Annotated in this window: 12 protein-coding genes; 5 read left to right on the top strand and 7 right to left on the bottom strand. The window is 60.1% G+C overall.

The features are described from left to right. From CCX87_RS19630 to CCX87_RS19650, 5 genes are all read right to left on the bottom strand, one after another. Positions 1-300 carry an H-NS histone family protein gene (locus tag CCX87_RS19630; protein WP_157667116.1) on the bottom strand — a complete coding sequence of 100 codons (300 nt, stop codon included), beginning with the start codon at positions 298-300 and terminating at the stop codon, positions 1-3. 159 nt (positions 301-459) lie between these two features. Beyond that, positions 460-2007, bottom strand: coding sequence for a hypothetical protein (locus CCX87_RS19635; RefSeq protein WP_139235484.1), 1548 nt, complete (start codon positions 2005-2007; stop codon positions 460-462). A gap of 144 nt (positions 2008-2151) precedes the next feature. After that, positions 2152-2916, bottom strand: coding sequence for an IS21-like element helper ATPase IstB (gene istB / locus CCX87_RS19640; protein ID WP_056269326.1), 765 nt, complete (start codon positions 2914-2916; stop codon positions 2152-2154). Next, positions 2913-4541, bottom strand: coding sequence for an IS21 family transposase (istA, locus tag CCX87_RS19645; RefSeq protein WP_087744503.1), 1629 nt, complete (start codon positions 4539-4541; stop codon positions 2913-2915). The genes istB (CCX87_RS19640) and istA (CCX87_RS19645) overlap by 4 nt, the downstream gene beginning before the upstream one ends. Positions 4542-4686: 145 nt before the next feature. Beyond that, complete coding sequence (locus CCX87_RS19650; RefSeq protein WP_054257480.1) at positions 4687-5685, bottom strand: DNA-binding protein; 999 nt, start codon at positions 5683-5685, stop codon at positions 4687-4689. A 90-nt stretch (positions 5686-5775) separates the two neighbouring features. Here CCX87_RS19650 and CCX87_RS19655 point away from each other — a divergent pair, with 90 nt between their 5' ends. The 3 genes from CCX87_RS19655 (at position 5776) to iteS (ending at position 10491) form a co-directional block, all read left to right on the top strand. Next, on the top strand, positions 5776-6975 hold the full coding sequence (locus CCX87_RS19655; protein WP_054257479.1) for a tyrosine-type recombinase/integrase: 1200 nt from the start codon (positions 5776-5778) through the stop codon (positions 6973-6975). Positions 6976-7103: 128 nt separating this feature from the next. Next, positions 7104-8267, top strand: a complete 1164-nt coding sequence (iteA, locus tag CCX87_RS19660; RefSeq protein WP_054257478.1) for an anti-phage ATPase IteA — start codon at positions 7104-7106, stop codon at positions 8265-8267. Continuing rightward, a complete protein-coding gene (iteS, locus tag CCX87_RS19665; protein ID WP_054257489.1) occupies positions 8236-10491 on the top strand; it encodes a S8 family anti-phage peptidase IteS in 2256 nt (751 codons plus the stop codon). The genes iteA and iteS overlap by 32 nt, the downstream gene beginning before the upstream one ends. Before the next feature lie 87 nt (positions 10492-10578). Here iteS and CCX87_RS19670 read toward each other — a convergent pair whose 3' ends face one another. After that, positions 10579-11688, bottom strand: coding sequence for a Shedu immune nuclease family protein (locus CCX87_RS19670; RefSeq protein ID WP_087748578.1), 1110 nt, complete (start codon positions 11686-11688; stop codon positions 10579-10581). Positions 11689-11839: 151 nt separating this feature from the next. Here CCX87_RS19670 and istA (CCX87_RS19675) point away from each other — a divergent pair, with 151 nt between their 5' ends. Beyond that, the gene (istA, locus tag CCX87_RS19675) at positions 11840-13468 is read left to right on the top strand and encodes an IS21 family transposase (protein WP_087744503.1); all 1629 of its coding nucleotides are present in this window, start codon (positions 11840-11842) and stop codon (positions 13466-13468) included. Beyond that, on the top strand, positions 13465-14229 hold the full coding sequence (istB, locus tag CCX87_RS19680; RefSeq protein WP_056269326.1) for an IS21-like element helper ATPase IstB: 765 nt from the start codon (positions 13465-13467) through the stop codon (positions 14227-14229). Before istA (CCX87_RS19675) ends, istB (CCX87_RS19680) begins: the two co-directional genes overlap by 4 nt. On the opposite strand, the gene CCX87_RS21015 is transcribed toward istB (CCX87_RS19680), so the two are convergent. Further along, positions 14210-14935 carry a hypothetical protein gene (locus tag CCX87_RS21015; protein ID WP_157667157.1) on the bottom strand — a complete coding sequence of 242 codons (726 nt, stop codon included), beginning with the start codon at positions 14933-14935 and terminating at the stop codon, positions 14210-14212. The two genes, istB (CCX87_RS19680) and CCX87_RS21015, sit on opposite strands and share 20 nt — an antisense overlap. Positions 14936-15095 lie beyond the last annotated feature (160 nt).

The raw sequence follows: 15095 nt of genomic DNA on the forward strand, positions 1-15095 counted from the left end.
TCACTTAGCTCGACTCACGCGTTTGCTCGGAACCTTGAAGTTCTCTAGGGTGTGCCCTCGTTCAAGCGCTTCGTTCAGCCACGTTGGCCGTCGCCCGCGCCCCGCCCAGGTGTTGCCATTGCCGTCTTGGTAGACCGCCTGTAACTGTGGCTCCGTACTTCGCGTCTTAGCGTTTTCTTGAGCTGCTAACTTTGGCGCTTGATAGGGCTGATCAAACAGATCGCCGGGCATCAACTCGTATTGAGCAATGACCTTCTTCAAAAGAGGAATGATCTCCTCCGCGTCGTTGGCCTGGCTCATCGCCTCTTCCAGGCGTTTCCTCATTTGACTCAACGTCTTTGGCACCGAACACCTCTCTTGGAGCGATTGGACCGCATCATAGAGGGCTAACCCACTGAGCGGCCTCGTAGCTGGCTGATCACGATCTAGCGGCAACCGAGCTTCAAAAGCGAACTCCTATCAATGCTGTACATCGAAAACCGTTTGGCTTGTGAAGTTGTCTGCCATTTCGATTCGCAGACGAAAGTCAATGCACTCCTTCTTTTTCTTCTTGCTCAGGATATGCAGTTTCACAGGCGAGTAATAGCTTGTGGTCGGAGGGACTTCGTATTGCTTCCCATAGATGGTGACCATGGATGCGGGTTCTTTCTGCTGCAGAACTGAAAACTCTCCGTTGCGCACGACCTCCATCAGTGACTTACCCCCGTCAGTACACGCGACAGTCATCGTCGGTGAACCGGTGATCTGAGAGCGCTGGTAGGAGAGCTTGCCCTCAACGATATCGCTGACTCGCGCCAGGGCCAGATGATCGTCAGTGGAAATGCTCTCGAAAATATCGATCGGCGCACTTTTCCTGAGGTATCTAAGCACATTTCTGGCTCGTCTTGCGTAGTGAGCAAATGCGAGGGTCTCGTTCATCGCCTCTATATGCTTTGGTATATGAAACTTCCCCGCTGCAGCTTGATTTCCATCGACTTCCAAGACGAACGTAACAGACGCGGATGGATCAAGAATTGCGTCAAGCAGGTTGATAAGGACGTCCAAGTAGGGAGGGTTGGCAGCCTCTTTTCCTTGCCACGCTTTTAAGTTGGTAGTCAGAGTCGATACCGAGTGAACATCATTGCGATTCGTTGGGGTGAAAGCTAATTCCACGTCCAGAAGACCGCCACATCCAGCGCCTGCAAATCGGATTTGCTTGCGCCCAGCTGTTAGTTGACCACCAATGGTTTCAAAAATTGCCGGTTCGATCTGGGGCGCAAGTATCTTCAACACGGCTGGACGTGCCATCGGCATGATCGTTATCGATGCTAGGTCGGCATCTTTGTGCAGCACATCGAAGAGTTTTGATCCTTCAAACACGACCCCATCGAGGGGCAGCGTCGCTTCACGGCCCTCGTCAATGGACGCCTGAAGGCCCTTGCGCCAGAGATCAGCCGATTCTTGTGCAATCTTGATGGAAAAAGACACGGTCTCTTTCGCGCCCACGGTAATCGTTGTGTTGCCGCCCGAGTACGCTGTTGAAACAGTGAACCTCGGATCCACCGCTTCCAATTGATCGACCAAGGCTTTGTGCACGTTGCCTATGGCTTCTGGATAAAACCCAGGCGTTCGGGTGCCCATGGCCATGGCCGCCATGCGATAGATATCCTTTTCATCGGGAAGCCGCTTGCCTTGCTCCATCAGAGCCCTTGCCTCAGCCGATGTTTTCCATGCTTTGAGCGTTTCTGCAGGGTACGAGTCGGGATCTCGGTCGATGATCGTCGAGCAGGTCTGGCATAGCCAGATGATGTTGCCAAAGCCGCGCCGGTCCTCTGCAGTCATTGCAGCGAGATAACGCGGCCCCCCAGGCGATGCCGCATGAATATGCGCGCCGACCCCCACATTGGAGAAGTCAACTTCGCCCACTGGCGCGGAGGTGGTGGCGCGGCAATCGGGATTGGAGCAACGACCTGCCGCCCGCTGGTAAGCCTGATTCTTGGTCGGTTTCGTGAAGTCGTCGCGTGCCATTAGATCGTCGCTAGTTTGTATGCAGATACTGTGTGGAGCTTTTTCGCCGACTGACGGCCGACGTGCAAGCAATCAATCCCCGATGGCCAGGTCAAATTCCCCCACCCTTGGCCACCCCAAATTCCCCCAGGCAGGACGGTCGGATTATGACGACTCGGGTGTGATGGCGATGCGTGCAGCGGCCTCCTTGAGGCGGTAGCTCTTGCCCTCGAACTCCAGCATCGCGCAGCGGTGCATGAGGCGATCCAGGATGGTGCTGGCCATGGTGGCGTCGCCGAGGTATTTGCCCCAGTCCTGCACCACGCGGTTGGACGTGATGAGAACAGCGCGGCGCAGCTTGTAGCGCTGGTGCACGATGGCCTGTAGGACTTCAGCGGCATGCTCGCTGATGCGTCTGGCCAGGAACAGGTCATCGAGGACGAGCAGGTCCGGCGCGACCCAGTCCTTGAGCAGCTCGGTGCGCTCTGCCGTAGTGGCCAGCGCGTAACGGGCGAACTCGGTGTCGGCTTCCAGGTAACGCACGTCATAGCCCTGCAGCGTGGCCTGGTAGGCCACGGCCTTGGCCACATGGCTCTTGCCGGTGCCCGGCTTGCCGATGATCAGCGCGTTGGCCCCCTCGCCGATGAACTTCAGGGTGTGCAACTCGAAGCAGGCGCTGCGCGGCAGCTTCGGGTTGAAACGCCAGTCGAAGTCAGCCAGCGAGGGGCGCTCATCCAGACCCGAGCGCTTGAAGCGGCGCTCGGTCAGGCGAGAGCGCCGGCGGTCCAGCTCGTCTTGCAGCATGGCGGCGAAGGTCTCCAGGAAAGGCTGCTGGGCGGCCTGGGCCTGCATCACGCGGGTGGACAGGGTCTCGGCGATGCCGGACAGGCGCAGCTCGCGCAGCGCGCGTTCGATCTCGATCATGTTCATGGCTGAACTCCCGGTGCGTTGGTGGTGTTGTTGGTGGTGGTGGTGGTGGTGGTGGTGGTGTTTGCCGTGGCGGCGGCGAGCGCGAAGAGATCGCTGTACTCCTCAGCGTCTCGGATGAGCTCATGCTGCTGCGTCAGCGCGTGGGCACCGGCGGCGGGTGCTTCGCCGCAGGTAGCCTCGATGGCCGCCATCGCCTGGGCAAAGAGGGCTTCGGTCAGCGCCAGCACGCGCTTGTAGCTGTAGACCCCTTGCTCCAGGGCCTGGGCGCAGGCGGCATTGATGCAGTGCGCCGGGTAACGGCGCATGAGTCCCACAATGCCCCAGAGCTTGCGCTGCCCGACACGACCCTCGATGGCAAAGAGCAGCTCACACAGCCGGCTGGCGTGCTCACCAATCTCGCCGGCCTGACGCAGGATCAGGCGGGTCTCGCGAGACGGATTGAACACCCGCTCCTCCATGGGCAGAATCACCGTGCCGGGACGCTCGGCCTTGGCGTGGGTGCGCAGCAAGGCACGGGTGTGCATGTCACGAATCTCGATGCGCTGGGCGTAGATGCGCACCAACACCTTGGAGCCGATGTTCGCCGGGCGAGCGGCGTAGCTGCTGTGATCCACCCGCACACAGCTGTCGTCGCAGACGGTGCGCACCGCCTCGTCGAAATACTGCATTCCCAGCACTGGCAGGGGTTTGAGGTGGCTGCGCTCTTCCTCGAACATGGCCTGCACCTGGCGTCGCTCGGTGCCGTGGATGCGCTTGGATGCCCAGCTCTTCTCCCAGTGCGCCAGGAACTCGTTCTGGGCCTCGATGGACTCAAAGCGCCGGCCCTTCAAGGCCGTGGCCTGGGTATGGCCGATGGCATGCTCCACCGTGCCCTTGCGGTTGGGGTCTCGCACCCGCGCCGGGTCGGCCACCACGCCGTAGTGCGCCAGGGCGGCGGCGTACACCGGGTTGAGATCGGGCTCGTACAGGTCGGGCTTGAGGACGCCTTCCTTCAGATTGTCCAGCACCACGTACTGGGGGCAGCCCCCGAAGTACCGCAGGGCCCGCTCGTGCAGCTCGGCCCAGATCTGCTGGCTGGACTTCCAGACCACGCACCGGAAACTGGCACGGGAATACCGCAAGGTGGCCACGAACAGGCGGGGCTTGCGGTACCGGTCGCTGCCGGGCACGCGGGTGGGCGCGCCCTCGCCGTAGTCCACCTGCATCTCCTCGCCGGGCAGGAAGGACAGGCGATCGAACTGCTCGGGCTCCTTGTGCCGCAACTTTGCACAGAAGCGTTTGACCGAGTTGTACTGGCCATCAAAGCCGTGCTGGTCGACCAGGTCCTGGTAGATGGCCGTGGCGTTTCGCTTCAGCCGCAGCTGGGCTTCGATGAACTCGCGCCAGGGTTCGCACAGGGAGGTGGCCACCGGCCCAGGAGCCGGTGGCCAGGGTGGGGGAATTTGACCTGCCGAGCCGGTGGCCACCCCGGGGGAATTTGACTGCAGTTGCTCCAGCCAGCGCTGGTGGTAGCTCCTGACCGTCTTGCGGTCGATGCCCGTGATGCGGGCGATCTCGCGTTGCGATGTGTTGCGCTCCAGCAGTGTCTCTATGGTGGCGCGTTGGTTGGACTTCAAGACATTCACTCCTTGGCCTTCCCTCGGGGAAGACTGGATCAATGTCCTGCCAACAGGTGCCGACGACGCCGGCGTTAAACCCCTATCCCCGATCAGTTCAGGTGGGGGAGTTTGAGGTGGCCATAGACGGGGGAATTTGGGTGGCCATCAGGGATCAATGGCCGTCCATCGGTTTTTTCTTGCGAGCGGGCCTGGGCGGTGGTTGAAACTGCGCCACCATTGCGCGCAGGGTGTCAGCTTCCGCTTTGTGCTGCGCCACTGCCTGCAGTGCCTGCTGTAGCTCAACGCCTTGCAGTTGGTTCACGCGGGCGCTCTCGGTCAGCGAAGCCCGTGCGCTCTCCAGGTCTGCGGCCAATCGTGTCTGGGCTGCGTTGGCCTCCAGGACCTTGGCATGGTGATCACGCTCCACTTCTGCGAACTTGCCCCGTAGCTGCTCCAGTTGCTTGTCAACCTGCGTTCGAGCGGTGCGCTCCCTATCAATTTCACGAAGCGCGCGGCGCTCGGCCTCGGCCGCACGGGAGGCCGCCTCATCGATGGCCGCACGCCCCTTGTCAAGTTCAGCACTGAAATGCTGCCTGCTCTTCGATTGCTCCTGCTTCAGCTCATCCACCTGCCTGGACAGAGCCTCACCTCTCGCTGTGCTCGCAGCGTGCGCACGCCGTTCTTGCTCAAGCTCTGCAGCAAGGGCCTGAGCTCGGGTCTCCAGTTCGGTGACTATGGTCTGTGCGGTCTGTATCTGGGTCTCCAGGACGGCGCTTCGCTGCAGAGCCTCCTGCAGGCCTGCCTGTGCACTCTGGGCCTCTGCGTGTGCCTCGACGCGCAGGACAGCTAGCTCCTCGCGCGCCAACTCCGTTGCCTGGGTCCACAGCACGCTGACCGCCTGGCCTGCAGCTTGTTTCAACGCGTCCGGAAGGTCCGGGTGGTCAATTTCCACCCGAGCTTTGCCGCGTAGGTCCTCCCAAAATTTGGCCAATGCTTCGGCCGGCGCGCTCATGGAGCCTTTTCGCACGTGCTGATACAGCTTGCTCGCGGTGGGCGTGATGCCGTACCGGAAAAACAGCAACGCGCACACCTCGCGGTACAGCGCTTTCGTATCGCTGAAACGCTCCCGCAGGGCTTCAACTTCGGCTTGGATTTCGGATTCTTCGCTCATTTTTAAATAATACAACGTATAACGTATGAATCAGTGATTTAATTTCCTATCTCTGGACATAATTATTCTAATGTCCATAAAATTTGGCTCATGAGCAGTTTGATCGTCGCACCAGCCGTTTTGGCGCATATTGAGCCTTTGGAGGGCTTGGTGCTACCCCTTCACCTGTCAGGCGAGCGGGGGCGCAATCGGGGGCAGGGTCTACCCCAAGTCGCAGCCAATGACGACCGTACTGCGGTTTTGGCCTGGCTCGCGCGCTACAGGGATTCCCCGGCCACGCTGGCCAGCTACCGCAAGGAGGCGGAAAGGCTGTTGCTCTGGTGCGTGCACCAGCACGGTAAGGCCCTGTCCGATCTGACCCATGAGGACTTCCTCGCATACGAGAGCTTCCTTGGAGACCCACAGCCGGCCGACCGCTGGGTCATGCAAGTCGCCCAGAAGGCACCCAGGTCCTCGCCCAACTGGCGTCCTTTCGCCAAGCCGCTGGACCGGCAGAGCCAGCGCCAAGCACTCTCGATTCTTAACGGCCTGTTCAACTGGCTGGTTCAGGCGGGGTACTTGGCGGGAAATCCCCTTGCCCTTAGGCGTCGCAAGACAGTCGTTGGGGCGACTAAGACGAGCCGCTTCCTGCCGCACGAACATTGGGCCCAAGTGCGTACAACGATTCAGATGCTTCCTACGGCAACACCGCGCTTAGCATCACAGGCGGCTCGCTACCGCTGGCTGTTCTCATTGCTGTACATCGCAGGACTTCGGATTTCAGAGGTTTGCGATCACACCATGGGGGACTTTTACTGGCGAAGGGGCGCCGATGGCAAAGAGCGTTGGTGGCTTGCAGTGCGCGGCAAGGGAGAAAAAGATCGGAGCATTCCTGCCACGGATGAGTTGGTCTTGGAACTGATGAGATACCGCAGCGCGAACGGGTTACCGCCACTTCCGCGCGAGGGGGACCCGCTGCCTCTACTCTTGCCGCTGATTGGAGGAGCTAAACCTATGGGACGTAGTGCCGTCCACGAACTCATCAAGAACGTGTTTCGCGAGACCGCGACGCGCTTGCGCGCCCTCGGACCCGATCACGAGGCGACTGCGGCTCATGTGGAGAAAGCCTCTGCGCACTGGATGCGGCATACAGCAGGCACCCATCAGAGTGACAACATGGATTTGAAGGCTGTGCGCGACAACCTGGGCCATGCCAACATTGCCACTACAAGCATCTACATCCACACGGAAGACGATAAACGGCACGACCAGACCTCTAAAGAGCACAAGCTCGGGTGGATGCACCCGTGAGATTCACTCGCTTACATGAATGCGGATCATTTTTTTCATATGGCGAATGAAAATGTCTCTGTGCGTAGCAGATGGCGCCCATGGTGATTCAATTTTCCACTAAACTGAATCATTAACGATGTTGACCCGTGGAACACCTTTCTGAAGTCCTCAAGATCCTGGATGGCGCCCTGAAGTCCAACCAAAGCATGGCTGCGAACTATGCGGGCCTTCTGGCAGACAAGCTCGAACGCAGTGGCAGCCGTCGCGAAGCGTCCGCCATCCGTGAGCGTTTAGCGCGTGTGCCCGCTGCGCTCATTTCAGCGCAGCGCGGCGCACAAGCCCCTGGGTCGTTGGGCGGACTTCCTGTGGATGGCGACAGTCGCTTGAACACGGTAGATGTCAGTCGTCCTTCCGTCGGCGAAGTCCAGTTGCTGCTGCCAAGTGGACTTCAAGCAAGACTGCAGGAATTCCTTTCGTCGGTTTTGCACCATGACAAGCTGCAGGCGGCCGGGGTTTCGCAGCCCCATCGTTTGGTGATGCATGGCCCTCCTGGTACTGGCAAAACCCAGACAGCCAGGTGGATCGCTGCCCAACTGCATCTGCCCCTTCTGACGGTACGTTGCGATACCTTGATCAGCAGTTTACTGGGGCAGACCAGCCGCAACCTTCGACGCGTATTCGACTACGCGCAGGAGGTTCCTTGCGTCCTTTTCCTTGATGAGTTCGACGCGCTAGCGACCGCACGCGGCAACGAGCGTGATGTGGGTGAGCTTCAGCGCGTGGTGATTGCCCTGTTGCAAAACATTGATGCGCTACCTGACGAGACCATTCTCTTGGCTGCGACCAATCACGATCAGCTCCTCGACTACGCCATCTGGAGACGCTTTACGTTCCGGCTCGCCATGCCGATGCCGGATCAGGAATTGCGAGAGCAGCTATGGGCTCAGTTCCTCGGAGCTTATGTACCTTCCCAGTTGAGCGTTGACCAACTGGCTCAGCGCTCGTCAGGACTTTCAGGCGCCGCCATTGAGCAAGTATGTTTGGATGCCAAGCGGGCGGCTATTCTTGCCGCTAAACCGCAGGTCGAGGAGACAGAGGTGTTTCGCCGGCTTGGATTGATGATGGCGATGATGGAAGGTCAGCGCCTGCATAGTTTGAAATCGGAGATCCAATGGCTGCGCCGTTGGCATCCCAGGTTCTTTTCTCAGAGGGTACTGGCCGCTGCTTACGGGGTGTCGCAGCGACAGATAAGAAATGCAATCGAGGAGGAGGATGGCCATGGCGACCAAGGAGATGAAAGCGCCACTTAGCGCGCAAAGTACCAATCCGTTTCATCGGATTCCCTTTCAAAATGCGGATCTTTCCGCACCAGAAAACGGCGGTGGCAGCCTCCGGGAACTGGTCCCCGTAACAGCAGAGTACCGCGAAGCGCTCGTGGGCACATTGGAAAATGCTGCCAGTGCGCTACGCCCGGAGATTGAGCGCTATCCGCACTCGCCAGGGGTGCTGATTCTCAAGTTGCGAGACACCGCGATCGCAAAATCCCACCGACCAAATACTCTGGCAGCAGAAGCTGGTCTCCAACCTGCCGGTGTCGGACGTATCGAGGAGATGCTGGTTGCTGCAAACGCAGCTAGCGTCCAGGCACTCGCCCGGGTTATCCGTACCCGCGAGACGCAGCAGATCAAGGCCAACCTCTCCGCGATTGAGAAAATTCACGCTTGGGACAAAACGCGCCGCATGGTGGGCACGGTTGCAGCATTGCGCGCTCGTGGTCGAGTGTTGCTGAGCCTATTTCGCTACCATGCAGCGGACGCTACGGCACGCAACGTGGATGCGTTGCGCGCCGTTCTGCTGCAACACAACATACATTCAGTGGAGATCCCTCAGCGTTGGGGCCCTCCTGTCATGCGCGTTGACCTGGCTGCAATCGGTGATCAGGCGATGGAAGCGCTGAGCATGTTTCCGGGTCTGAGATCCATCTTTCCCGAACCGAGAATACATACCAGTGCGGCTGCCTTCGGCATTGGTCCTGGTCCGCTGCCGCAGCCGCCAGCCGGTGTCGAGCATCCTGTCGTGGGCGTCTTCGATACCGGGACTGCCGCCAGCGCGACGAGTCTGAGGCCGTGGATCGCTTCCACGACTTCGTACGTGCTCCCTCCGGACACAGACTATGTACATGGAACGGCTGTCGCGTCACTGGTAGCTGGCGCCAAGATCCTCAACGGGGACCATGCATGGCTTCCAACCACAAGGTGCCAAGTGCACGACACATGCGGATTGGAGGCGGCTGGAGGCAACACGACGGATCTGATAGTTCGCCTTGCGGAAGCGGTTCGCAATGCGCCTCATGTGAAGGTATGGAACCTCTCCCTGGGAGGTGCTCAGATTGGGGACCATGAGTTCAGCTACTTTGCGCAACAATTGGATGCGCTGAGCGATGAACATCAGGTCCTCTTCGTGGTCGCAGCTGGGAACTATACAGGCTTGCCTCGCCGAGGCTGGCCAGTCGCCGACCTGCATCTTGAGGACCGGCTGAGCAGTCCGGGCGACTCCGTGCGCGCCCTCACGGTCGGTGCCGTTGCGCATCTCGATTCGCCCGGTGCGATGGTGGCAGCAGGCCATCCTGCGCCTTACTCCCGTCGGGGCCCGGGGCCTGTATTTACACCCAAACCGGATTTAGTCCACGCTGGAGGTGGTGTGCATGAACAGTGGGACGCTGGACCGAGCAGCTTGCAAATGCTCCACCCTTTTGACGCGCTGTACGGCAGTTTCGGAACAAGCTTCGCCACGCCGATTGTGAGTTCGGTGGCCGGTCACGTGTGGCAAAGCCTCGATGGAAATCCCGACGTAGCAGTCGCTCCTCACATGGTGAAGGCACTGCTGATCCATGCTGCGCGCTTGGCTTCTCCAGACTATGGCGCTCTAGAAAGGCGCTACTATGGGTGCGGTATTCCGCAAGACGCGTTGTCCGCCCTTTATGACAGCGATGACTGCTTCACGATGATGTTTGAAGCGTTGGTGGTGCCTGGCTTCAAATGGCGCAAAACTCCTTATCCCATCCCCGCCTCGTTGATGCACAACGGAAAGCTCAGGGCCGAGGTGATCATCACTGCTGCCTACTCGCCACCGTTGGACCCCAATGCCGGGGCCGAGTACGTACGTGCCAATGTCAACGTGAGTTTTGGTGTGCTGGATGGCTCGCGGATTTCCGGAAAGGTTCCCATGGAGGGTGAAGCGGGGACCACTGGTTACGAAGCCGCTCAAATCGAGCACGGCGGCAAATGGTCTCCGGTCAAACTGCACCGCAAGAAATTCCCGCAAGGGGTGGCAGGTGATCAGTGGGCCATCCAACTAGACGCGTTACTGCGGGCTAACGAGCCACCTTTGGCCGAACCCTTGAATGTCGCCCTTGTCGTAAGCCTACGTTCACTCGACGCCAACCGCCAAGTTCATGCCGACGGGGTGCGTGCTCTGGTTCAATCCAATTGGGTCCGCCAGCATTTGCCTGTCAGAGTTCCCGTTCAGGTGTGACCAGTCGGCTGCGCATTGAGGGCATGGTGTATTCGGGCGGCTTTGTACCGCGATCACTCGCCAGGATCGAGCACTGAACGCGAAGCCCTAAAACGGTACGTCGTCCAGAGTTGGCTGCAGATGCTGCTGCAGGTATTCAAGCTTGACCAGCAGTTCGTCAAAGGTGATCACCTCCACATCCTTACAGGCGTTGCGGAACACCTCAAAGCAACGCAGTTCTTTCTCTTCTACTGGCCGGCGTCCAGCGAGCACTATGCATCTGACGACATCTGCTCGGGAGGAACGCAAGGTCGGATTGTCAAAGGCGTGTTCCTTCCATCGCATGCGCAACTCGCTTTGCTGATGCAACACTTGCGTGATAGCGCCGCTCAGCTCCGAGTCTGGTCCAAATACATTCGGTGGCCTATAGGCTCGGGAACGCATCAAGGGAGCATCTGGAGTTTTGATTTCCACAATGGCGAGCGCCAGGCCTTGCTCTCTGAATAGAAAGTCACCAATCTGTGCTCCCGTTCCCGCAAGCGTAGATCCTTGGGCGTGAAACTGGGTGTGAGACAGCTCGACGGGCCGAGCGAAAGCCAGGCTCAGGACGAACTTGTGTTTCTCAAAGAAGCGTTGCCACTGTGCTTCCTTGAGGCTCTTGTTGAGCATTTCCCGGTACTGCCCAATCATGGCGGTCAGCGTAGCTCTTTCGATTTCCGCGTGCAGTCTCAGTAACTCAGAAGGCGCCTCGGCAGCCAGCACATCGACCTGCGTTTGTACGGATTGAATGCTAGCGCGCCGCTCCGCGCGCTCGCGATACGCGGTCTGAACTGCGTTCTCTCTTCGTACCTGCACCAATGGCGGTGCTTTGCGCTCAATCCGCTGGAACCTGTCAGGGGCGATCTCTGCGAGCACCTGGTCATGTACCAAGCTGTGCTTGGAATGCTGAATGAGTTGCCGTCCCCTAGTTTTAGTCCGGTTGAAGGCCCTGCGCAGGCTATCCACTTTGTTCTGGTCGATGAACACCGTCCGTCCGTCCAAGCGTAGTCGGATCTTTTTGCCGATCACAAGGACGTCAGCCTGCGGTATCAACGATAACGACTGCCAAACCGAATCAAGATCCTTGATGAGGCCAAGCCCTTCACTGGGTTGATCAAAAATGTTGGATGCCAGTCTCAACGCCACGTGCGCCGCCACGTCTTGTGGATCGTTTGGCAACGTGTCACCCTGATGGCCACCCAAATTCCCCCGTCTATGGCCACCTCAAACTCCCCCACCTGAACTGATCGGGGATAGGGGTTTAACGCCGGCGTCGTCGGCACCTGTTGGCAGGACATTGATCCAGTCTTCCCCGAGGGAAGGCCAAGGAGTGAATGTCTTGAAGTCCAACCAACGCGCCACCATAGAGACACTGCTGGAGCGCAACACATCGCAACGCGAGATCGCCCGCATCACGGGCATCGACCGCAAGACGGTCAGGAGCTACCACCAGCGCTGGCTGGAGCAACTGCAGTCAAATTCCCCCGGGGTGGCCACCGGCTCGGCAGGTCAAATTCCCCCACCCTGGCCACCGGCTCCTGGGCCGGTGGCCACCTCCCTGTGCGAACCCTGGCGCGAGTTCATCGAAGCCCAGCTGCGGCTGAAGCGAAACGCCACGGCCATCTACCAGGACCTGGTCGACCAGCACGGCTTTGATGGCCAGTACAACTCGGTCAAACGCTTCTGTGCAAAGTTGCGGCACAAGGAGCCCGAGCAGTTCGATCGCCTGTCCTTCCTGCCCGGCGAGGAGATGCAGGTGGACTACGGCGAGGGCGCGCCCACCCGCGTGCCCGGCAGCGACCGGTACCGCAAGCCCCGCCTGTTCGTGGCCACCTTGCGGTATTCCCGTGCCAGTTTCCGGTGCGTGGTCTGGAAGTCCAGCCAGCAGATCTGGGCCGAGCTGCACGAGCGGGCCCTGCGGTACTTCGGGGGCTGCCCCCAGTACGTGGTGCTGGACAATCTGAAGGAAGGCGTCCTCAAGCCCGACCTGTACGAGCCCGATCTCAACCCGGTGTACGCCGCCGCCCTGGCGCACTACGGCGTGGTGGCCGACCCGGCGCGGGTGCGAGACCCCAACCGCAAGGGCACGGTGGAGCATGCCATCGGCCATACCCAGGCCACGGCCTTGAAGGGCCGGCGCTTTGAGTCCATCGAGGCCCAGAACGAGTTCCTGGCGCACTGGGAGAAGAGCTGGGCATCCAAGCGCATCCACGGCACCGAGCGACGCCAGGTGCAGGCCATGTTCGAGGAAGAGCGCAGCCACCTCAAACCCCTGCCAGTGCTGGGAATGCAGTATTTCGACGAGGCGGTGCGCACCGTCTGCGACGACAGCTGTGTGCGGGTGGATCACAGCAGCTACGCCGCTCGCCCGGCGAACATCGGCTCCAAGGTGTTGGTGCGCATCTACGCCCAGCGCATCGAGATTCGTGACATGCACACCCGTGCCTTGCTGCGCACCCACGCCAAGGCCGAGCGTCCCGGCACGGTGATTCTGCCCATGGAGGAGCGGGTGTTCAATCCGTCTCGCGAGACCCGCCTGATCCTGCGTCAGGCCGGCGAGATTGGTGAGCACGCCAGCCGGCTGTGTGAGCTGCTCTTTGCCATCGAGGGTCGTGTCGGGCAGCGCAAGCTCTGGGGCATTGTGGGACTCATGCGCCGTTACCCGGCGCACTGCATCAATGCCGCCTGCGCCCAGGCCCTGGAGCAAGGGGTCTACAGCTACAAGCGCGTGCTGGCGCTGACCGAAGCCCTCTTTGCCCAGGCGATGGCGGCCATCGAGGCTACCTGCGGCGAAGCACCCGCCGCCGGTGCCCACGCGCTGACGCAGCAGCATGAGCTCATCCGAGACGCTGAGGAGTACAGCGATCTCTTCGCGCTCGCCGCCGCCACGGCAAACACCACCACCACCACCACCACCACCACCAACAACACCACCAACGCACCGGGAGTTCAGCCATGAACATGATCGAGATCGAACGCGCGCTGCGCGAGCTGCGCCTGTCCGGCATCGCCGAGACCCTGTCCACCCGCGTGATGCAGGCCCAGGCCGCCCAGCAGCCTTTCCTGGAGACCTTCGCCGCCATGCTGCAAGACGAGCTGGACCGCCGGCGCTCTCGCCTGACCGAGCGCCGCTTCAAGCGCTCGGGTCTGGATGAGCGCCCCTCGCTGGCTGACTTCGACTGGCGTTTCAACCCGAAGCTGCCGCGCAGCGCCTGCTTCGAGTTGCACACCCTGAAGTTCATCGGCGAGGGGGCCAACGCGCTGATCATCGGCAAGCCGGGCACCGGCAAGAGCCATGTGGCCAAGGCCGTGGCCTACCAGGCCACGCTGCAGGGCTATGACGTGCGTTACCTGGAAGCCGACACCGAGTTCGCCCGTTACGCGCTGGCCACTACGGCAGAGCGCACCGAGCTGCTCAAGGACTGGGTCGCGCCGGACCTGCTCGTCCTCGATGACCTGTTCCTGGCCAGACGCATCAGCGAGCATGCCGCTGAAGTCCTACAGGCCATCGTGCACCAGCGCTACAAGCTGCGCCGCGCTGTTCTCATCACGTCCAACCGCGTGGTGCAGGACTGGGGCAAATACCTCGGCGACGCCACCATGGCCAGCACCATCCTGGATCGCCTCATGCACCGCTGCGCGATGCTGGAGTTCGAGGGCAAGAGCTACCGCCTCAAGGAGGCCGCTGCACGCATCGCCATCACACCCGAGTCGTCATAATCCGACCGTCCTGCCTGGGGGAATTTGGGGTGGCCAAGGGTGGGGGAATTTGACCTGGCCATCGGGGGTCATCCGCGTTATCCTCGTAAATCACGGTCTTGAAACGACCATGTTTCGGTGTGAGATAGCGTTTTGTGTGCGGGTTCGCATGTATTGGATACATGACGATGCTGTTTGGAAAGATCGTTGCCAACAAGGGCCATTCAGACTCAGGGCGCTCTTGCCAAAGAAGAATATCTCGGTCGATCAGCTCGAACGTCTTGAGGTACAGCCTCTTAGCCGGCTCACCTTTTTCAGTCGCGTCTTGAACACTGAATTGAGCCTCCATGACTTCGTTACCACTCAGAATCGCAGGACCTCCAGCGTCCTCGCTCGTATCTGTATCCATACCGTGTCCCTCCCGATCATTCCTGAATTGATCCTCATCACAAGTGTTGATGTTAGTGCTCAAAGTCCGGGAGCAAGGCCCGCGTTCCATGTGGGTTTCGGTTCCCATCCACTCGGTGTCGCTATGATCGCGTGCTAGTTTTACCTGCAAGCTCTTTAATACATGCGCCGACTGCTCGCAGTCATTCTGTTGCTCTCCTTCTTCTGTCAGGCCTTTGCAACGGCCCGTCAGTTGGTCTTTTTCGACCACGAGGGAGCTTTCCAGGCTGCGCATGCTGAAATGCATCTGGAAGGATCCGCTCATCACCATGATGAACACGGTGTGGCACACCAAGACGATTCCCAGGAGTCGATCCAGCACATGCTGGCGGACGCAGGCCCTGGGACTGCAGCACTTCTAAACTTCCCCCAGCTGTCGCTTCCTCTCGACCGCTCGCCCGCACCGGCTGTGACCGCCGAATCCGTCAGCCCGTCCCCTT

The sequence above is a fragment of the Acidovorax sp. T1 genome, from assembly GCF_002176815.1.
Taxonomy (GTDB): domain Bacteria; phylum Pseudomonadota; class Gammaproteobacteria; order Burkholderiales; family Burkholderiaceae_C; genus Acidovorax.

What these genes read in the sequence shown, in the direction of transcription:
- CCX87_RS19655 (WP_054257479.1), top strand. Translation starts at nt 5,776, where the DNA reads ATGAGCAGTTTGATCGTCGCACCAGCCGTTTTGGCGCATATTGAGCCT.
- CCX87_RS19635 (WP_139235484.1), bottom strand. Translation starts at nt 2,007, where the DNA reads ATGGCACGCGACGACTTCACGAAACCGACCAAGAATCAGGCTTACCAG.
- CCX87_RS19630 (WP_157667116.1), bottom strand. Translation starts at nt 300, where the DNA reads ATGAGCCAGGCCAACGACGCGGAGGAGATCATTCCTCTTTTGAAGAAG.
- CCX87_RS19650 (WP_054257480.1), bottom strand. Translation starts at nt 5,685, where the DNA reads ATGAGCGAAGAATCCGAAATCCAAGCCGAAGTTGAAGCCCTGCGGGAG.
- istB (WP_056269326.1), top strand. Translation starts at nt 13,465, where the DNA reads ATGAACATGATCGAGATCGAACGCGCGCTGCGCGAGCTGCGCCTGTCC.
- iteS (WP_054257489.1), top strand. Translation starts at nt 8,236, where the DNA reads ATGGCGACCAAGGAGATGAAAGCGCCACTTAGCGCGCAAAGTACCAAT.
- istB (WP_056269326.1), bottom strand. Translation starts at nt 2,916, where the DNA reads ATGAACATGATCGAGATCGAACGCGCGCTGCGCGAGCTGCGCCTGTCC.